Here is a 17,821-nt window from a genome sequence, read left to right as displayed (position 1 = left end):
GACAATGGCGACCCTTGAACAGTATCTGGATCAGCGTCTGGACGACTACCGGGCGGTGGTGCTGAAGGCGCAGACCGATCCGGTCTTCCGCGCCGCCCTGCTGGCCGACCCGAAAGCGGCGCTGAAGGCGGCCTTCGGGGTGGAGATCCCCGCCGGGATTGCGGTGTCGGTGGTCGAGGAAACCGCGCAGGCCCTGACGCTGGTGCTGCCGCAGGCCCCGGTGGCGGCGGCCAGCAACGACGATGCCCTGTCCGATGATGATCTGGAAGCGGTGGCCGCCGGGGGTGGTAAGGGGCTGTGGAACTATATGAATAAGCAGCGCAACCCCCACTGAGTGCCGGTCCCGGATCCCTGTATGCCAAAAGCCGCTCCCCGCCCGGGGGCGGCTTTTGGCCTTGATGGAGGCCTGCCGTTGTCAGACCGATCTCAACCGCCGTTGAGGTGTGATGCCCGTCGCACCCCGCAACCGGGGAAAGGCTGCTATACCTGAGTGCAGCAGGAATGACGGCCTCTTCCGTCTTCCCCCGTCCGCAGGAGGATCTGATGACCGCTGTTGTTGATACCGCGCTTGATGAACGCTTTGCCCAGTACCGCGCCATTGTGCTGAAGGCGCAGACCGATCCGGTGTTCCGGACTGCCCTGCTGGCCGACCCCAAGGCCGCCCTGAAAGACGCGTTCGGGATCGAGTTCCCGGATGGTGTGACGATGACGGTGGTCGAGGAAACCGCACAGACCCTGACGCTGGTGCTGCCGGAAGCGCCGGTGGCGGTGGCGGACAACGATGATGTGCTGTCCGACGACGAACTGGAAATGGTGGCGGCCGGGTTCCCGCCGCGCCCGTCGTTTGACAAGGGCCTGACCAAGGGCAGCGGTTTTGGCCGTTAAGGGAAAGGGCAGCCGATCGGATTCCCGATGACTGCTGACGGGGTGGATGTTGCCCCGACCCTTGCCCCGACCCTTGCCCCGACCCTTGCCCCGACCTTTGAGTCTGTCCCGTTGCCGCTCCCCCCAGGTCAGGGGGGGCGGCTTTCGGCGTTTGTGGGGCTGACCTATCCGCGTTATCAGGCACTGCTGTCGGAGACAGATCCTGAACGCCGTCCGTCCGGCTGTGCGGTCTGCGCATCGGTCGGGGGGCTGCCCGCCGGTCTGGCGCTGGTATTGTGGCAGGGGGAACAGGCCCGGCTGATGTCGGTGATGGTTCCAGCCCGTTTCCGGCGGCGGGGCATTGGCCGTGCCCTGCTGGTGGCTGCGGCGGAACAGGCCCGGGCGGCAGGCGCGAAGATCCTGATCGCCCAGCACAACAGCCGCCTGAAAACGCTGGAGGCCTATTCCGCCTGTCTGGATGCCGGGGGCTGGTCCCCGGCGGAGCTGCTGATGGTGCGGGAGCAGGCCCCGGCGCGCTGGGCCGATGATGCGGCTCTGACCTACGCCCGGCCCTATGCCCGGCTGGTCCGGCGCGGCTATGCGGTCCGGGGCTGGGCTGAAGCAGGGGCTGAAGGGGTGGCACAGGCTCGGACCCTGCTGGCGACCGGTGCCCCGGCAGCGGAGTCTGTTGCCGGGGCGGGGTTGCCGTTTGATCCGTTCCTGACCGAGGCGGAGGATGACCCGGCCCTGTCGGTGCTGCTGTACCGGGGGCCGGAGGTCTGCGGCTGGATCAAGGCGCGGTGGGAGCCGCCACCGCCGGATCAGCCGCCGTCGGTGGTGTATTACCACACCGGCTGGGTGCGGCCGGATCTGGCCCGGCAGGGCTGGCTGGTGATGGCGATGATTGATGTGTCGCGGCGTCAGGCGGCGCTGGCCGGGCCGGACACCATCACCGCCTATGGCACCCATGGCCGTAATCTGGCGATGCAGGGCATCCTGTCCGACCGCTTCGGGGCCTTCGCCGAACGGATCGACCGCCTGTATGAACGGGTGCTGCCGCTGATGGCGGGGTGACGGCTTCCCGGTTCCCCGCTCCCGGATTTACAGCAGGTCCCGCACGGTCAGGGCCGCCCCGGCGACGGCCACCGCCAGCAGCACCGCGCCGGACAGGCGCAGGGTCACCGCCTGCACGGAAGGCCGCAGCAGGCGCTGCACCAGAACGGCCATCAGCAGCAGGGTGGCGAAATCCAGCACGATCCACACCGCCGTCAGCAGGGTCAGGCTGTGCAGGCTGTCCGGCAGGACGGTCATGAACTGCGGGAAGAACGACGCAAAGAAGATGATGTCCTTGGGGTTGGACACCGCAATGACGAATCCCCGGCGGAAGCCCCCCACCGCCGGGGATGTCCCGGCCCCGTCCGGGGCCGGAGCGGGCCGGGATCGCAACATCTCCCGGCCCATAACCGCGATATAGGCCGCCCCGGCCAGTTTCAGGGCGGCAAATGCCAGATCATTGACCGTCAGAACCCCCTGCACCATCAGGGCGGACAGGGCGATCAGCACCAGTGATGCCAGATTGGTTCCGGCGATGGTGCGCAGGGCGCGGCGCTGGCCCCCGGCCAGACCGGCCCCGGTGACCAGCAGCGCCACCGGCCCGGGGATGATGATCATCGCGATCACCGACAGGGCATAGGCCCCCAGCACATCCGCCTGAAGGCCAGTCATCTTCGGCTCCGTCCACGCTTTAAGGGTGAAGAACTCTATACGGTTTTCGTCTTTAAAGGGAATAAGGAAGACCCGGTCACAGCACGTCGGCCAGCAGGATGATCAGCATCAGCGACGCCAGATTGGCCCCGGCGACGGTGAACAGCAGGCGGCGCAGCGGGCCGGTCAGGCCATCCCAGGTGACCAGCAGGGCGAGGGGGATCGGCATGATGATCACCAGCAGCAGCAGCAGACCGTAAAAATCGGGGAGAGAGACCGGGAACAGGGGCATGCTGATCCTCGCTGATCCTCGCTGATCTTCCGGGGGAGGGGGCGGGAAAAAAGGGGAGTCTCCCGCCCCCTGCTCAGGCCGGGGCTGTCTCAGTCCGCCAGTGCCAGCACCACCGCATCGGTGGTGGTGACGGTGCAGAACTCAAACCCCAGCGTCGCCACATGGGCGGCATGGACCTGTTCCGCCGGGATGGTGCCGCCGCGCCCGTCCGGCAGGTCGAAGCAGTCGCAGGCGTCGGCGACCAGCGTCATCCGCCAGCCGAAGTTGCTGCCGGTGCGGACGGTGGTGGACACGCACATGTCGGTGGAGATGCCAAACACCACCACCTGCGTCGCCCCCAGCCGCTTCAGCCGCAGGTCAAGGTCGGTGCCGATGAACGACGAATTGACCGATTTGCTGATCACCGCCTCGCCGGGGGCGGGCTCAAAGCCGGGGCGGAAGGCGTTGCCCGGCTGGCCGGGGCGCAGGGTGGAGGCCGGTTCCGTCGAATCATGGCGGACATGCAGGATGGTGCCGCCCGCCCGCCGCCATGCCGCCAGCAGGGCCAGCCCGTTGCTGTCCACTGCCCGGTTCCAGCGGCGCGGCCAGCGCGGTTCATCGAAGGCCTGCTGCATATCCACCGGCAGCAGCACGGTGGTCTTGATGTCAAACTCGGGAAGAACGGCCATCGGGGCAGATCCTGTGCGGGAGAGCGGGGGCGGGAGATCGGGGGGAGCCGGTGTGGATCTGATCCTGCCGTGCGGCGCTGCCGGTTTCATCCGGCAAGATACCGGCGCCACCGGCATTCTGCCGGTTTGGGGGCCCCTGATGCGGTCTGCCGGATAGCGTCTGACGGTTTCAGTGATAAGATAGAACAGGATAGACGGGCGGCATGCCCTGCCGGTGGGACAGGATCGTGGTGTGACAGGGCTGGGGTGGGACAGGACAAGAGAATGGCTGCGGACACCACACTGGACGAAAAAGACCGGCTGCTGCTGGCGGCCCTGCGCCGCGATGCCCGCCGCCCGCTGGTGGCGCTGGCCCGGGATATCGGCCTGTCGCGCAGTGCAACGCAGGACCGGCTGAACCGCCTGCTGAAGACCGGCGTCCTCAGCGGTTTCACCACCGTCGAGCCGCAGGCCCCGGAAGCCCGGGCCTGTGCCCATCTGCTGATCCGCCATCACCCCGGCCACAGCTGTGCGCCGCTGCTGCCGCACCTGCGGCGGATGCCTGCCGTGGTGGCGATTCATGCGGTTGCCGGGGCCACTGACATGATGCTGCGGGTGGAGGCGGCGACCATCCGCGAAATCGAGGAAACCCGCTCCGCCGTGTTTGCCCTGCCGGGCATTGCCGAAATCACCACCCTGATCGTGCTGGACCGTTACCTCGGCTGATCCCCGGCTTTCTGGTGCGGGGCGCTTACAGCGGCAGGGTCCGCTGCATCAGGCGGTCGAACCGTTCCGCCAGCATACCGAAGCGGTTGAACAGGATGCCCTGCATCGGCAGGTTGTTGGCATCGGTGGCCAGACCGGTCAGGCTGTCATCGCCGTACAGGTCGGCCTGCCGGGCTGACAGATCGATCATCGCCACCGCCAGCCAGCCTTGCCGCGCCACCTCCGGCAGCACCCAGCCACTGTGGTAAAAGGCCTGTGTCCGTGCGGTATCCTGCCAGTGGGCCTTGGCCCAGCCGACCACCGCGCCGTGGCGATACAGCACGGCGGACAGGTCCGGGGCATCCAGACCGTGCATCAGGAACGGATCATAGCCATCCGGCACCGCCCCGGAGGCGACCAGAGCGCGGATCGCCGCCGCGTCGTCCTCGGTCAGGTCGGTCCATGGGGTCAGGGCATAGCCCCGGCGCACCAGCGCCGCCCGGTGGCGGGCGAAGGTCTTCCCCGCCGTCCGCCCCCATCCGGCCCGGCCAAAGCCCCGCACCTCGCGGGTTTCCGCCGCAGGCCAGCCGTTGGCGGCCATGAAGGCGTCATAGGCGTCGATCCCGGTGGCGGCGCTGTTATGCTGCGCCATCAGGGCGGGGGCTCCGGCATGACGGGCACAGTCCGCCGCCGCCCGCAGCAGGGCGGAGCCGATCCCCTGCCGCCGCCGGTCCGGCAGCACCATCACCGACAGCAGCCGCCCGGTGTGGCCGGGGGGGAGATGCAGCAGGGCCAGACCAACCGGGGTGCCGCCGTCATCGGCCGCACACACCGCCTGCACCGCCACCGGCGAGGACGGGTCGGCACTGTCGGCTCCCTCCGGCGGTTGCAGCCAATGCCGCCAGCGCGGATAGGTCAGGCTGGCATGGCCCGGCAGGGCGCAGGGCAGCGGGTGGACGGACAGCACGCAGGCAGCGGACATCAGGATCCCTCGACAGACAGAACCGGGGCCGAAACCATGCAGCCCCGGGCGAGTATACGCCACGGGGCTGCGGTCAGGGCGGGGGTCCGGGGTCGGGTCAACGGGGGTTGATCCGATCCCGGTCTTATCCGTTGGGGAATTATCCGTTGGGGGTGGGGGCGGTGCCCGGTTTGACCGGGGCGGGCTGGGCCGGGGCCACCGGTGTCGGCACCACAACGGCGGGGACCGGCGGCGCGGCGGGATCCTTCGCGGTCGCGTCCTTTCCGGCCACATCCTTGCAATCCAGCATCCACAGGTCATAGACCGGATGTTCCAGCGCCGACAGCGCCGGGCTGGAGGCGAACAGCCAGCCCCGGAACACGTCCTCGGTCGGCTGCCCGGCCTTGGTTTCCCACACATCGACATAGGCCGCGCTTTCCGGCGGCTCTTCCGGCGGGGTCTGCTGGCAGGCGCGGACGATCACCTGAAGGGTCTGGATGGTGACGGTCTGGTTGACCGGCACTTCCAGCGTCTGCACCCGGGCCGCGCCTTTATCCAGCCAGCGCAGCACGGCGGTGTTGCGCGACAGCGGTTCCCCCGCCATGGCCGGGTGGATTGCCAGTGTTGCGGCCATTCCGGCACAGGCGGCAAGGCCGGTCAGCAGCAGTGGGCGGAAAAAACGGCGCGGACGGGTCATCATTACGGCTTTCCGGCTCCCGGCGGGGACTGCGGCGGCGGGTCCTTGGTGGCGATGAAGATCAGCTCGCTGACCAGATCCTCCACCGACTGATAGTCGCGGGTGCGGCTGAGGGAGGCGTTGTTTTCCAGAAAGGCCCCGGACTGGCCGGGTTCCAGCTTGACGAACTTGCCGCCCAGCAGCCCGTCGGACGCCACCGAGGCGACGGTGTCAGCGGGCAGCTTCACATCGGGCAGCACCGACAGGGTGACGACGGCCCGGTAGGTGCGCGGGTCCAGCATCTGGCCGGTGACGGTGCCGACCTTGATGCCGGAGATGCGGACATCCGACCCGACGTTCAGCCCGCCGACCTTATTGAACACCGCCTTCACCGTATACCCGGACACCGGGCGCAGGCTGGCGGAATTGACCGCAAAGGTCAGGAAGCTGCCAGCAACCAGCAGCACCACGGCCCCCATCACGGTTTCGATCGGATTGCGGCTCATCTGTGCCCTTTCAGTGTTCCGGCACACCCGGCCGGGGGCCGGAATGACGGTGTGGCTCTGGGTCTTGACGGACTGTCCGACGGGTTAACGGACTGTCCGGTTAACGAACTGTCTGGGTAACGAACTGTCCGGGTGCCGGTCCCGGTGACGAATAGGGTCAGGCCGGTCCGGTTGACGGGGCGGACATCAGGCCGCTGGTCTGGCCTTTGGCACCCGGCCCGGTTGCGGGCGGCTGGGCCGGTGGCTGCCCCGGCGCGGTGCCGAAGCCGGGCTTGCCCGGAAGCGGATCGGGCGGCGGCAACACCCCGTTGGGGGTGGTGTCGGGCAGGTGTTCCAGCGCCTTGTCACCCTCTTCGGTCCGGTTGTTCAGCAGGTCGCGCAGCGACGGCACCAGTCCGCCCGGGGCCAGCAGGGCGTCGTCCCCGTCCCCGTCGTTCCCATCCGGGGCGGCGGCCGGGGCTCCGGCCCGTTCCAGTGCTTTCTGGCGGGCCTGTTCAACGATCCGGGCCAGCAGGTCTTCCAGCACCATCGCATCCTGCACATACTCAAACCGGCCACCCGGCTTCAGCATGTCCTCTTCCCCACCGGGGTGGATCTCGACGTACTTGGGGCCGAGCAGGCCGTCGGTCTCGATCACCGCCGCGCTGTCCATCGGGATTTCCACCCCGGTGTCCAGACGCAGGCTCAGTTCAGCGCGGAAGCCCCCGGCCAGTGCCTGTCCGGCCACCTCGCCGATCCGCACCCCGGCCATGCGCACCGGCGCGCCGATGGCGATGCCGTCGGTGCGCTGGAAGCTGGCGGTCAGGGTGTAGCCGTCGGCGCGGTCCTCCCGGCCCCGGTCTGCCGCATTCAGCGCAAGGGCCACCGCCAGAACCCCCAGAACGAGGGCTCCGATCAGGGTTTCACGCAGGTCGGTCAGGGCAGGGCGGGGGGCATGCGAACGTGACATGGATTCCGTCTGTCAGCAGGGGGCGGAAGCGCGGACCCGTCAGATCAGGCCGGACGCCACGGCTCGTAATCGCCGGTGGCCCCGGAACGGACACCGCCCGCACGGTCATCGCCCGGCGGCACATAGGCGGCGGCGGACCCGGTCGGGTTGGCGCTGTGGTTTTTTTCCCACGGGCGGGTTTCGGTGTCGATCGGGGTGTCGGTGGTGTAATGCAGCCACGCATGCCACTGCGGCGGCACGCGGGAGCCGTCGATGTCACCCTTGTAAATCACCCAGCGGCGGCGGCGGCGGCCCGCCTTCGGGGTCCGCTTGTCTTCATAATAGCGGTTGCCGAATTCATCGGTGCCAACCAGACGGCCATTCAGCCAGGTATCGATCAGGGTGCCGGTGATCATCCTTGCACGCTCCATTGACTCCGCCGGGGGCACCCGTCTCTCTTTCGGGGGCCGGTGCGGTTTTACGCCTACAGCACAACAGGCCCGCTCGGGGCGGGGCCTTGTAAATCGGCGCGACTATGGACCAAAACCCCGCCGGGGTCCAGCCTAAGGAGTCATTTGCAGCCCTGTCGCCCCGGCGGGGTGGGGGGACCAAAACCCCGCCGGGGTCCAGCCCAAGGAGTCATTTGCAGCTCTGCCACCCCGGCGGGGCAGGGGGACCAAAACCCCGCCGGGGTCCAGTCCAAGGAGCCCTTTGCAGCCCTGCCACCCCGGCGGGGTGGGGGGACCAAAACACCGCCGGGGTTCAGTCCAAGGAGCCCTTTGCAGCCCTGCCACCCCGGCAGGATGGGGGCCGAAACCCTGTTGCGGCGCGATGGGGCCGGTTACGGATCGGGAACCTGATAATCCGGTAACCAAAGGAAATCAGGTTGGCACCGGGGACGCCGCTGCCTATCGTTATGTCAGCGCTGCTGCTGCTGTCAGCCTGCCCCCTTTCAAGGATTAATCCGATGCCCCTCCAGCCGTCTCCGGCGGCGGATGCCCCGGCTTTTGCCCGCATCACTGCCGTTCTGCATCAGTATTTTGATGCCCTGTATTTCTGTGACACCGGCCTGTTGCAGGCGGTGTTTCATCCGCAGGCGATCTATGCCACGGCGGATGAAGCGCCGTTCCTCTACCGCACCATGGCGGAATATCTGCCGGTGGTGGCGGCCCGGCAGTCCCCGGCCTCCCGCGGGGAGCCCCGGTGCGACCACATCGATGGCATTGATCTGGCCGGGGACAACACCGCCCGCGCCCGGGTCCGCTGTTCGATCGGGTCCCGCGATTTCGTCGATTTCCTGACGCTGGTACAGGTCGACGGCCAGTGGCGGATCATCGCCAAAGTGTTCCAGATCATCGAAAACGAGGTTTGAACCATGCCCTATGTCAACATCAAGATCACCCGCGAAGGGGCCACTCCGGCCCAGAAGGCCGAGCTGATTCGGGGCGTTACCGACCTGCTGGTCCGGGTGCTGGATAAAAACCCGGCCACCACCTTTGTGGTCATCGACGAGGTGGCGACGGAGGACTGGGGCGTCGGCGGTCTGCCGGTGGAAGAGTACCGCCGCAGTCTGCGCAGTGACACCCGCTGACACTTTTCCCTCTCGCGCGACCGGCGGGGCTGTCCCTAGATGGGGTTTATCTTCCCTGTCTTCTCCGGGCGGCCCTGATCCGGGCCTGCCCCTGCCGGAGTCTCCGTTATGACCACTCTGTTTACCCCGCTGACCGTCGGCGATCTGGTGCTGCCCAACCGTGTCATCATGGCCCCGCTGACCCGTGCCCGCGCCGGGGCCGGGCGGGTGCCGACCGCCCTGATGGCGGAATACTATGCCCAGCGGGCCTCGGCCGGGCTGATCCTGTCGGAAGCCACCTCGGTCAGCCCGCAGGGGGTCGGTTATCCCGACACGCCCGGCCTGTGGTCGGAGGAGCAGGTGGTGGGCTGGCAGGGCGTGACCCGCGCCGTCCACGCCGCCGGGGGCCGGATCTTCGCCCAGCTCTGGCATGTCGGCCGGGTGTCGCATTCCAGCCTGCAAGACAATGGGGCGCTGCCGGTGGCCCCCAGTGCCATCGCCATGACCGGCCATGTCAGCCTGCTGCGCCCGAAGCAGCCTTATGAGGTGCCGCGCGCGCTGGACACCGCCGAGCTGCCGGGAATCATCGACGATTACCGCCGGGCCGCCGAGAATGCCCGCCGCGCCGGGTTTGACGGCGTGGAAATCCACGGGGCCAACGGCTATCTGCTCGATCAGTTCCTGCATGACGGCACCAACCACCGCACCGATTCCTATGGCGGCAGTGTTGAAAACCGCGCCCGCCTGCTGCTGGAGGTGACGGATGCGGTGATCGGCGTGTGGGGCAAGGACCGGGTCGGGGTCCACCTGTCGCCGCGTGGGGATGCGCATGAGGTCAGCGACAGCGATCCGCGCGCGCTGTTCACCCATGTGGCGACGGAACTGGGCAAGCGGGGCATTGCTTTCCTGTTTGCGCGGGAATCGCTGGACGGGCCGCGTCTGGGGCCGGACCTGAAGGCGGCCTTCGGCGGGGTGTATATCGCCAACGAAGGATTTACCGCCGAGACGGCGGAACAGGTGATCGCCGCCGGGGAGGCCGACGCGGTCAGCTTCGGCAAGGATTTCATCGCCACCCCGGACCTGCCGCGCCGTCTGGCCGCCAGGCAGCCCCTGAATGAGGTGCGGGCGGATAGTTTTTACGGGGTATGGCTGGAGGATAAGAGCATTGGCTATGTCGATTATCCGGCCCTGACCACGGCCTGAGGGTCGGTGTCTGCCGTTGAGGGGCTTTTCAGAAGCGGGTCGGGAACCTCCCGGAGGCCCGGCATCGCCGGGCCGACTGGGCCATTGAGGCCCCGCGCGACCATTCGCGCGTGAGGCAAGGGGGCGGACGCCCCCGCCCGCCATCTGAGGGGCCAAACATACAAGGGACTGTTCAGAAGCTGATCAGTAAATTCCCGGAGGCCCGGCTTCAGCCGGGCCGACTGGGCCATTGAGGCCCCGCGCGTGAGGCAAGCGGGCGGATGCCCGCGCCCGCCGTGTGAGGGGCCGAAAAAAGAAAGCGGAGCGTAGCGACTGGCGCGTTGAGCGCCCGCGCGACCATTCGCGCGTGAGGCAAGGGGGCGGAGGCCCCCGCCCGCCGTCTGAGGGGCAGATAAACGGAGGGCCAGCGGCCCGACTGGCCCATTGAGGGCCCGTGCCCGCGTGGGCACGTGAGCCAAGCGGGCGGAGGCCCGCGCCCGGCGTCTGAGGGGCCAAACAAACCAAGGCCCGGCTTCAGCCGGGCCGAGTGCGCCCCGTCACAGGCAGGGCAGGGCGGTTGCGGTAGCCTCCACGACATCTGGTATCCCATGTCATTTTTTCCTGCCAGCACTGGTGTTTCGCCGGTGCTGCGGTCCCCCTGTGTCCGAAGGCTGGAACCGTTCCGGGGCAGCGGAGTCGGAACGGGGGCAGCGCCGGATCCGAAGGTGTTTTCCCCCGGTGGCGGCGACGCGGCCCACGGACCAGCAGGGCGGTTTTTGCAACTGAAAAAAGGGACTCCGGACCGTTAAAAAAGGGATTGATGTGACGGGTCGTGATGCGTAGTGTTGTGGCCGCACCTGCACAAAACCACAATATGTTGTGCGGAAGCGGGATTTCTGTCCGTATTTCGGGGGGTGTCCCCTCCGGCTCGGGCCGGAGCCGTTCCGGTGGTTCCACAGGGTGCTTCCAGAGACACCGATCCGCAGAAGGCGGATGTCACGGGGTTACAGTCATCAGCGGCGTCGGGCCGGGGTGTTGCGCGGTGCGTGCGAAGGGGATGCGCGCCGGGGACACCGTGTTGCCCGGAGTGCGCCGCAGTCCTCGGCGGCGGGTCTGAGCGGGCCTGCCGATCCTCTTGATTATTCCCGGTCCGGCGACAGGGATGGCGCGGAACAAGGCCCGCGCCGGGACACCGGACCAGACAACAGGCACAGAAAGGCAGACGGCGGCGATGAAGTTCGAGCGCGTGTTCACTCAGGACGGTGTATCCCCCTATGCGGAGATTGAATTCCGCACCACCGCCTCCGAGATCCGCAACCCCGATGGATCGGTGGTCTTCCGGCAGAGCGAGATCGCCGTTCCGGCGGCATGGTCGCAGGTGGCCTGCGATGTGCTGGCGCAGAAATACTTTCGCCGCCGTGGTGTGCCCGCCGCCCTGAAGCCGGTGCGGGAGAAGGGCGTGCCGCAGTGGCTGTGGCGCCACACCGCCGATGCCGACGCGCTGGCCGCCCTGCCGGAAGAAGCCCGCATCGGCGGCGAGACCGACGCCCGGCAGGTGTTTGACCGTCTGGCCGGCACCTGGACCTACTGGGGCTGGAAAGGCCGCCACTTTGACGGCGAAGCCGACGCCCGCGCCTTCTATGACGAAATGCGCTACATGCTGGCGATGCAGATGGGCGCGCCGAATTCCCCGCAGTGGTTCAATACCGGCCTGCATTGGGCCTATGGCATCGACAGCGCCGGGCAGGGCCATTTCTACGTCGATCCGGAGACCAAGGCGCTGGTGCCGTCCTCTTCGGCTTACGAACACCCGCAGCCGCATGCCTGCTTCATCCAGTCGATTGCCGATGATCTGGTCAACGAAGGCGGCATCATGGATCTGTGGGTGCGGGAAGCCCGGCTGTTCAAATACGGCTCCGGCACCGGCACCAACTTCTCCAACCTGCGCGGCGAGAGCGAGCCGCTGGCCGGGGGTGGCAAGTCCTCCGGGCTGATGAGCTTCCTGAAGATCGGCGACCGCGCCGCCGGGGCGATCAAGTCCGGCGGCACCACCCGCCGCGCCGCCAAAATGGTGATCGTTGATGTCGATCACCCCGATGTTGAAGCCTTCATCGACTGGAAAGTGGTGGAGGAACAGAAGGTTGCCGCGCTGGTGGCCGGGTCGAAGGCCTGCCGCCGCCACCTGACCGCCGTGTTCAACGCCGTTACCGGCTGGGTGGCCCCGGGCGAGAGTGCCGCCACCGCCGAAGGCCGCTTTGATCCGGCGGTCAACCTGCCGCTGCGCAAGGCGATCCGCGCTGCCCGCAAGGCCGATGTGCCGGATAACTACATCCAGCGCACCATCCTGTTCGCGAAGCAGGGCTTCACCGCCATCGACTTCCCGGAATATGACACCGACTGGGATTCCGAAGCCTATCTGACCGTGGCGGGCCAGAATTCCAACAACTCCGTCCGCGTCACCAATGCCTTCCTCGATGCGGTGCGCACCGGTGCCGACTGGTCGCTGATCCGCCGCACCGACGGCAAACCGGCGAAAACCCTGAAGGCCCGCGCCCTGTGGGAAAAGATCGGCGAAGCGGCATGGGCCTGCGCCGACCCCGGCCTGCAATACGACACCACCATCAACGAATGGCACACCTGCCCGCAGTCCGGGCGGATCAACGGGTCTAACCCGTGTTCCGAATACATGTTCCTCGATGATACCGCCTGCAATCTGGCCTCGCTGAACCTGATGCAGTTCCGCAATGCCGACGGCAGCTTTGCCGTGGCGGCGTTTGAACATGCGGTGCGGCTGTGGACCGTGGTGCTGGAAGTCTCGGTGCTGATGGCGCAGTTCCCCTCTGCCCGCATTGCCGAACTGTCGTACCGCTACCGCACGCTGGGACTGGGCTATGCCAATATCGGCGGCCTGCTGATGGCCAACGGCATTTCCTATGACTCCGATGAAGGCCGCGCCCTGTGCGGGGCGATTTCGGCGCTGATGACCGGGGCGTCCTATGCCACCTCGGCGGAAATGGCGGCGGAACTGGGGGCCTTTGACGGCTTTGCCGATAACCGCGACGACATGCTGCGGGTCATCCGCAACCACCGCCGCGCCGCCCATGGGCTGGCCGATGGCTACGAAGGGCTGACCATCCGCCCGGTGCCGCTGGATGGCCGCTCCTGCCACGACCCCAAGGTGGTGGAAGCCGCCCGCGCCGCCTGGGACCGCGCCCTGACGCTGGGCGAGGCCCACGGCTTCCGCAATGCGCAGGTCAGCGTCATCGCCCCCACCGGCACCATCGGGCTGGTGATGGACTGCGACACCACCGGCATTGAACCCGATTTCGCGCTGGTGAAGTACAAGAAGCTGGCCGGAGGCGGCTACTTCAAGATCATCAACCGCATGGTGCCGCTGGCGTTGCAGACGATGGGCTACGGCCCGGCGGAGATTGACGCCATCATCGCCTATGCCACCGGCCACGGCACGCTGGCCACCGCCCCGCACATCAACCACGACAGCCTGCGGGCCAAGGGCTTCACCACCGCCGTGCTGGATAAGGTGGAACAGGCGCTGAAGACCGCCTACGACATCAAGTTCGCCTTCAACAAGTGGACTCTCGGCGAGGATTTCTGCCTGCATACCCTCGGCCTGTCACAGGCGCAGCTTGATGACTTCAGCTTTGATCTGCTGGCGTCGCTGGGCTTTTCCAAGGCGCAGGTGGAGGCCGCCAACACCCACGTCTGCGGTGCGATGACGCTGGAAGGCGCGCCGCACCTGAAGGCGGAGCATCTGCCGGTGTTTGACTGCGCCAACCCCTGCGGGCGGCTGGGCAAGCGCTATCTGTCGGTGGAGAGCCACATTCTGATGATGGCGGCGGCGCAGCCGTTCATCTCCGGGGCGATTTCCAAGACCATCAACATGCCCGGCACCGCCACGGTGCAGGATTGCATGGCCGCCTACGAACTGTCGTGGTCGCTGGGCCTGAAGGCCAATGCGCTGTACCGCGACGGGTCGAAGCTGTCGCAGCCGCTTCAGTCGGCGCTGATCGACGACAGCCTGCCCGATGAGGATGCCGAGGATGCGGCGCTGGACCTGATCGAGGCGATGAAGACCGCCCCGACCCCGGAACGCGCCGCCGTGGTGGCGGAAAAGATCGCCGAAAAGGTGATCCACCGCGCCGTGCGCCGCCGCATGCCGGACCGCCGCAAGGGCTACACCCAGAAGGCGGTGGTCGGCGGCCACAAGGTCTACCTCCGCACCGGGGAATACGAAGACGGCACGCTGGGCGAAATCTTCGTCGATATGCACAAGGAAGGGGCGGCGTTCCGCTCCCTGATGAACAACTTCGCCATTGCCGTGTCGATCGGCCTGCAATACGGCGTGCCGCTGGAAGAGTTCGTCGAGGCCTTCACCTTCGTGCGGTTTGAGCCCTCGGGGATGGTGGAAGGCAACGATGCCATCAAGATGTCCACCTCGATCCTCGATTACCTGTTCCGCGAAGTGGCGATCAGCTACCTCGGCCGCACCGATCTGGCCCATGTGATTCCGGAAGACACCCACCCGGATACGCTGGGCGACGGCCACGACGAAGGCGACCTCGCCCACTGGGGCGGTACGCTGGTGGAACGTACGGTGTCGAAGGGCTACGTCCGTTCCTCCGACCTCAAGAACCTTGTGGTGCTGCGATCGGGCAGCGAAGAGGCCCCCAAGGCCGTGGCCGCCGGGGCCGGTGGCGGCACGGTGCAGACCCTGCACACCCACACCCACTACGAAGCGGTGACCGTGGATGCCACTGTGACCAGCACGGTAGACACCCGCCTCGGCAAAATCCGCGAAGCCCGGATGAAGGGCTATGAAGGCGACAGCTGCGGCGAATGCGGCAACTTCACGCTGGTGCGCAACGGCACCTGCATGAAGTGCGACACCTGCGGATCGACCAGCGGCTGCTCGTAAGCGCCGCTGCGGCGACCTTGCTGACCGGACCGGGGCGTGTGTTGACCCGGTTTTAATCTCAGGCGGCCCCGGCGAGGGGGCCGCCTGAGGTGTTTGTGGACTCTCTGGCTGGGGTGTGGGATCGCCCGGCGGGCGATGGGGCGAACCCTTTTTCAGAAAAAGGGTTCATCCAAAAATGAGCTTCAGGCTTAATCCGCACCATTAAATGTCGGGGCTAAAGATCTTTGTATTGTCCGAAGTTGCAGGCGGCTCAGCCGCGGGTCGGGGTAAAGAACAGAATATCGTAGAAAAGCATGCTTCTGGCGGACAGTGTCACCATCGTAGCCCTTTTCCGTCATCTGCATGTATGGGATGACGCAATTAGGTTCCTCAACTACATGAAAATATGGAATTTTTCTGCTGGTCAGTCTGGGGTCAGCAACCCGCAGCCTGAGCAAGGGGTTGGCTCTCAGCGATATACTTGTTTTGGCACCTGTCTGGTGCCATTCTGGCCCGAGCATGAAAATTGAGCATTGCCTTAATCTCCGACCGGCACCGGAAATCTACGGGTCCATAGGTGTCTTGAGAAAGGAATTGCAGGGGAACGTTTCTCGTAATACCAGGGTCGCTCCAGCCGTTCAGGAGAAGAAAGGGCGCGATCATGCGAAAGCCGGAAGCGTGATGGAGAGACGAGACGATGCCTGAGTTTCTCGAGTTTTTTGCTGGGGGTGGAATGGCTCGTGCCGGTCTGGGAACTGGCTGGAGCTGTTTGTTCGCCAATGATTTCGACGAAACCAAAGCGAGTTCTTATCGACGAAACTGGGGTGGTGACGATCTGCTTGTCGAGGACATCAATCTGATTTCCGCTTCCCAGCTTCCCGAGCGCCGGGCTGATTTGGCGTGGGCTTCTTTTCCCTGTCAGGACCTGTCGCTGGCTGGAAATTACGAAGGTATTGGTCGCCCAGACTCGCGTTCACAGACGCGGTCAGGTACGTTCTGGCCGTTTTGGAGCCTGATGCGCCAACTTATGGAACAGGCGCGCGCACCCCGAATCATCGCTTTGGAAAATGTGTTTGGCGCGCTGACGTCCAATGGGGGGGGCGATTTTGCAGCTATCGCCGGTTCCTTTTCCGAGGCTGGGTATTGCTTTGGAGCGTTGGTCGTGGACGCCCGGCTCTTTTTGCCTCAATCCCGTCCCCGGGTGTTCATTATTGGCGTTCATCCAGATTTGAAAATTCCGCCCGAGCTTTGTGGGGAGCCGTCACCTATGTGGCATCCCCAAGCCATGCGGGACGCTTGGGCGAGGATGCCATCTAAGACCCGACAGGGTTGGATTTGGTGGAATCTGCCCTCGCCGCCAGCCATGTCGGCTCGCTTCGCCGACCTGATACAGGAGGTGCCCGAGGGCTGCGAATGGCATTCTCCTCAGGAGACGGCGAGGCTGATTGGGATGATGAACCCTCTGCATCTTGGCAAAGTCGAGGCCGCGAAGAAGGCTGGTCGGCGTGTGGTCGGTGGCGTCTACAAGCGCACCCGCATCGAAAACGGCGTGAAGATGCAGCGAGCTGAGGTGAGATTTGACGAATTGGCAGGATGCTTGCGCACTCCCGGCGGAGGCTCGTCGCGGCAAAGCATTATCTTGGTGGAGGGCGCGCGGGTTCGTTCCCGTCTACTGTCCCCGCGTGAGGCGGCAAGGCTGATGGGACTTCCCGATACCTATCTGCTACCTAGTAAATATAACGAGGCGTATCATCTGGCGGGAGACGGGGTGGCCGTGCCTGTCGTCAGATGGCTGGCCGCACAACTGTTTGAACCCATTTTGGCAAGCAACGCGTTTGTTGCCGCCGCCGCGGAATAACCATGCTTAAAGCCCTTTCTGATTTTGCCGAAAAACATAAATTCCGAGGCAAGGGACCGCTTTGTGTTGCCTTGGTTGTCACGGACCATGCGCGGGAGCGGGGGCTGCCGCTTGACCCCGCCCAACTCATCACAGAAGGCGAAGGTCAGGTGCTGGGGCTGGGCAAAGGAAAGGTCCAAGCCATCCTTGGCCGTCATGGCATTACACGCGTTTTGGCCGAGGAGGGCGGTAGAACGTCTCGCGGCAGCTTGGGGAATATGCGTGTCTATGTTGAATTCTTGAATAAGCTCTCTACTGATGACTCTGCCATCGATTTGAACGAGATTGAGCTATTTTGGATTGCCCGTGTCCGCAATTTTTTTGCGGCAAAGCCGTTTTCCCTTAAGCTTGACGGGAATTTAGGCCTTCGCGCGGTTATCCGAAATCTGATGCGACAGGCCGAGGACCGTCAGCGGGAAATGTCTGGAACAATGTTTCTGGGCACGATGTTACAGCATCTTGTCGGAGCTAAGTTGGATCTTGTGCTTGGCGAGGGCAAAGTCCAGCATCACGGCTCGAACCAGAATGATGCAGCAGAGGGCAGAACCGGAGACTTCAATCTTCACGATGTTTCGATTCACGTGAGCACAGCTCCGTCTGAGGCGCTGATTCGTAAGTGTGTGGCGAACTTGGACTGTGGACTGAAACCGCTCATTATTACGACACGACGTGGAGCAACAACGGCCGAAGGCTTATCCGAAAATGCAGGGATTTATGATCGGCTCGACATCATCGAGTTCGAGCAATTTCTTGCGGCTAACATTTATGAACTGGGGCAATTTTCTCCAGACAGGCGCATCGTTAAAATCGGGGAATTGCTGGAACGTTATAATGCGATCGTCGATGCCCATGAAACGGATCCCAGTCTGAAGATTGAAATTGCCAAGGGAAGATAGGCAAAAGATTGATCCAGTATCTGCCTATTCCGTTCATCAAAAAACGCTCTGACTGATGCTTACTCCCGGGGTACGGGG

General features: G+C 65.4%; 18 protein-coding genes. 10 read left to right on the top strand and 8 right to left on the bottom strand.

Translation table 11 applies throughout. The features are described from left to right. Nucleotides 1-4: 4 nt before the first annotated feature. From FHS48_RS00485 to FHS48_RS00475, 3 genes are all read left to right on the top strand, one after another. Nucleotides 5-334, top strand: coding sequence for an NHLP leader peptide family RiPP precursor (locus FHS48_RS00485; RefSeq protein ID WP_184259963.1), 330 nt, complete (start codon nt 5-7; stop codon nt 332-334). Nucleotides 335-543: 209 nt separating this feature from the next. Continuing rightward, complete coding sequence (locus tag FHS48_RS00480) at nt 544-885, top strand: NHLP leader peptide family RiPP precursor (protein ID WP_184259960.1); 342 nt, start codon at nt 544-546, stop codon at nt 883-885. Between the two features lie 27 nt (nt 886-912). Then, the gene (locus tag FHS48_RS00475) at nt 913-1,938 is read left to right on the top strand and encodes a GNAT family N-acetyltransferase (RefSeq protein WP_184259957.1); all 1,026 of its coding nucleotides are present in this window, start codon (nt 913-915) and stop codon (nt 1,936-1,938) included. Nucleotides 1,939-1,965: 27 nt separating this feature from the next. Here the strand turns inward: FHS48_RS00475 and FHS48_RS00470 are convergent, their stop codons facing one another. The 3 genes from FHS48_RS00470 to FHS48_RS00460 all read right to left on the bottom strand — a co-directional run bounded on the left by FHS48_RS00470 (nt 1,966) and on the right by FHS48_RS00460 (nt 3,528). Then, nucleotides 1,966-2,589 (bottom strand): LysE family translocator, encoded by a 624-nt coding sequence (locus FHS48_RS00470; RefSeq protein WP_184259954.1) that lies wholly within the window; start codon nt 2,587-2,589, stop codon nt 1,966-1,968. A 76-nt stretch (nt 2,590-2,665) separates the two neighbouring features. Beyond that, on the bottom strand, nt 2,666-2,860 hold the full coding sequence (locus FHS48_RS00465; RefSeq protein WP_184259951.1) for a hypothetical protein: 195 nt from the start codon (nt 2,858-2,860) through the stop codon (nt 2,666-2,668). An 89-nt stretch (nt 2,861-2,949) separates the two neighbouring features. Continuing rightward, on the bottom strand, nt 2,950-3,528 hold the full coding sequence (locus tag FHS48_RS00460) for a cysteine hydrolase family protein (protein ID WP_184259948.1): 579 nt from the start codon (nt 3,526-3,528) through the stop codon (nt 2,950-2,952). 264 nt (nt 3,529-3,792) lie between these two features. Between FHS48_RS00460 and FHS48_RS00455 the strand changes: the two genes are divergently transcribed. Beyond that, nucleotides 3,793-4,233 carry an Lrp/AsnC family transcriptional regulator gene (locus FHS48_RS00455; protein WP_184259945.1) on the top strand — a complete coding sequence of 147 codons (441 nt, stop codon included), beginning with the start codon at nt 3,793-3,795 and terminating at the stop codon, nt 4,231-4,233. Between the two features lie 25 nt (nt 4,234-4,258). On the opposite strand, the gene FHS48_RS00450 is transcribed toward FHS48_RS00455, so the two are convergent. The 5 genes from FHS48_RS00450 to FHS48_RS00430 form a co-directional block, all read right to left on the bottom strand. Then, on the bottom strand, nt 4,259-5,194 hold the full coding sequence (locus FHS48_RS00450; protein ID WP_184259941.1) for a GNAT family N-acetyltransferase: 936 nt from the start codon (nt 5,192-5,194) through the stop codon (nt 4,259-4,261). 139 nt (nt 5,195-5,333) lie between these two features. Then, entirely contained in the window at nt 5,334-5,873 is a 540-nt protein-coding gene (locus tag FHS48_RS00445) for a DUF2155 domain-containing protein (RefSeq protein WP_260402274.1), read from the bottom strand. Beyond that, entirely contained in the window at nt 5,873-6,355 is a 483-nt protein-coding gene (gene mlaD / locus FHS48_RS00440) for an outer membrane lipid asymmetry maintenance protein MlaD (RefSeq protein WP_184259938.1), read from the bottom strand. Before mlaD (FHS48_RS00440) ends, FHS48_RS00445 begins: the two co-directional genes overlap by 1 nt. 157 nt (nt 6,356-6,512) lie before the next feature. Next, nucleotides 6,513-7,304 (bottom strand): outer membrane lipid asymmetry maintenance protein MlaD, encoded by a 792-nt coding sequence (gene mlaD / locus FHS48_RS00435; RefSeq protein ID WP_184259935.1) that lies wholly within the window; start codon nt 7,302-7,304, stop codon nt 6,513-6,515. A 44-nt stretch (nt 7,305-7,348) separates the two neighbouring features. Continuing rightward, nucleotides 7,349-7,699 carry an NADH:ubiquinone oxidoreductase subunit NDUFA12 gene (locus FHS48_RS00430; RefSeq protein ID WP_184259931.1) on the bottom strand — a complete coding sequence of 117 codons (351 nt, stop codon included), beginning with the start codon at nt 7,697-7,699 and terminating at the stop codon, nt 7,349-7,351. Between the two features lie 551 nt (nt 7,700-8,250). On the opposite strand from FHS48_RS00430, the gene FHS48_RS00425 reads away from it, so the two are divergent. The 6 genes from FHS48_RS00425 to FHS48_RS00400 all read left to right on the top strand — a co-directional run bounded on the left by FHS48_RS00425 (nt 8,251) and on the right by FHS48_RS00400 (nt 17,743). Then, nucleotides 8,251-8,655 carry a nuclear transport factor 2 family protein gene (locus tag FHS48_RS00425; RefSeq protein ID WP_184259928.1) on the top strand — a complete coding sequence of 135 codons (405 nt, stop codon included), beginning with the start codon at nt 8,251-8,253 and terminating at the stop codon, nt 8,653-8,655. A 3-nt stretch (nt 8,656-8,658) separates the two neighbouring features. Beyond that, nucleotides 8,659-8,874, top strand: coding sequence for a tautomerase family protein (locus FHS48_RS00420; protein ID WP_184259925.1), 216 nt, complete (start codon nt 8,659-8,661; stop codon nt 8,872-8,874). 108 nt (nt 8,875-8,982) lie between these two features. Then, nucleotides 8,983-10,056 (top strand): alkene reductase, encoded by a 1,074-nt coding sequence (locus FHS48_RS00415; RefSeq protein ID WP_184259922.1) that lies wholly within the window; start codon nt 8,983-8,985, stop codon nt 10,054-10,056. Between the two features lie 1,210 nt (nt 10,057-11,266). Beyond that, nucleotides 11,267-14,971, top strand: coding sequence for a vitamin B12-dependent ribonucleotide reductase (locus tag FHS48_RS00410; RefSeq protein ID WP_184259919.1), 3,705 nt, complete (start codon nt 11,267-11,269; stop codon nt 14,969-14,971). 676 nt (nt 14,972-15,647) lie between these two features. Then, a complete protein-coding gene (locus tag FHS48_RS00405) occupies nt 15,648-16,808 on the top strand; it encodes a DNA cytosine methyltransferase (protein ID WP_184259916.1) in 1,161 nt (386 codons plus the stop codon). A 2-nt stretch (nt 16,809-16,810) separates the two neighbouring features. Next, entirely contained in the window at nt 16,811-17,743 is a 933-nt protein-coding gene (locus tag FHS48_RS00400) for a DUF4928 family protein (protein WP_184259914.1), read from the top strand. Nucleotides 17,744-17,821: the final 78 nt, after the last annotated feature.

This window comes from Novispirillum itersonii (genome assembly GCF_014205675.1).
Classification (GTDB): Bacteria; Pseudomonadota; Alphaproteobacteria; order Rhodospirillales; family Rhodospirillaceae; genus Novispirillum; species Novispirillum itersonii_A.
Note: the sequence above shows the minus strand (reverse complement) of the source record. Positions and strands in the feature narration are given on the sequence as shown.

Coding starts and splice junctions, on each gene's coding strand:
- FHS48_RS00425 (WP_184259928.1), top strand. CDS start 8,251: ATGCCCCTCCAGCCGTCTCCGGCGGCGGATGCCCCGGCTTTTGCCCGC.
- FHS48_RS00400 (WP_184259914.1), top strand. CDS start 16,811: ATGCTTAAAGCCCTTTCTGATTTTGCCGAAAAACATAAATTCCGAGGC.
- FHS48_RS00460 (WP_184259948.1), bottom strand. CDS start 3,528: ATGGCCGTTCTTCCCGAGTTTGACATCAAGACCACCGTGCTGCTGCCG.
- FHS48_RS00420 (WP_184259925.1), top strand. CDS start 8,659: ATGCCCTATGTCAACATCAAGATCACCCGCGAAGGGGCCACTCCGGCC.
- mlaD (WP_184259938.1), bottom strand. CDS start 6,355: ATGAGCCGCAATCCGATCGAAACCGTGATGGGGGCCGTGGTGCTGCTG.
- FHS48_RS00445 (WP_260402274.1), bottom strand. CDS start 5,873: ATGATGACCCGTCCGCGCCGTTTTTTCCGCCCACTGCTGCTGACCGGC.
- mlaD (WP_184259935.1), bottom strand. CDS start 7,304: ATGTCACGTTCGCATGCCCCCCGCCCTGCCCTGACCGACCTGCGTGAA.
- FHS48_RS00485 (WP_184259963.1), top strand. CDS start 5: ATGGCGACCCTTGAACAGTATCTGGATCAGCGTCTGGACGACTACCGG.
- FHS48_RS00410 (WP_184259919.1), top strand. CDS start 11,267: ATGAAGTTCGAGCGCGTGTTCACTCAGGACGGTGTATCCCCCTATGCG.
- FHS48_RS00470 (WP_184259954.1), bottom strand. CDS start 2,589: ATGACTGGCCTTCAGGCGGATGTGCTGGGGGCCTATGCCCTGTCGGTG.
- FHS48_RS00480 (WP_184259960.1), top strand. CDS start 544: ATGACCGCTGTTGTTGATACCGCGCTTGATGAACGCTTTGCCCAGTAC.
- FHS48_RS00475 (WP_184259957.1), top strand. CDS start 913: ATGACTGCTGACGGGGTGGATGTTGCCCCGACCCTTGCCCCGACCCTT.
- FHS48_RS00415 (WP_184259922.1), top strand. CDS start 8,983: ATGACCACTCTGTTTACCCCGCTGACCGTCGGCGATCTGGTGCTGCCC.
- FHS48_RS00450 (WP_184259941.1), bottom strand. CDS start 5,194: ATGTCCGCTGCCTGCGTGCTGTCCGTCCACCCGCTGCCCTGCGCCCTG.
- FHS48_RS00455 (WP_184259945.1), top strand. CDS start 3,793: ATGGCTGCGGACACCACACTGGACGAAAAAGACCGGCTGCTGCTGGCG.
- FHS48_RS00465 (WP_184259951.1), bottom strand. CDS start 2,860: ATGCCCCTGTTCCCGGTCTCTCTCCCCGATTTTTACGGTCTGCTGCTG.
- FHS48_RS00430 (WP_184259931.1), bottom strand. CDS start 7,699: ATGATCACCGGCACCCTGATCGATACCTGGCTGAATGGCCGTCTGGTT.
- FHS48_RS00405 (WP_184259916.1), top strand. CDS start 15,648: ATGCCTGAGTTTCTCGAGTTTTTTGCTGGGGGTGGAATGGCTCGTGCC.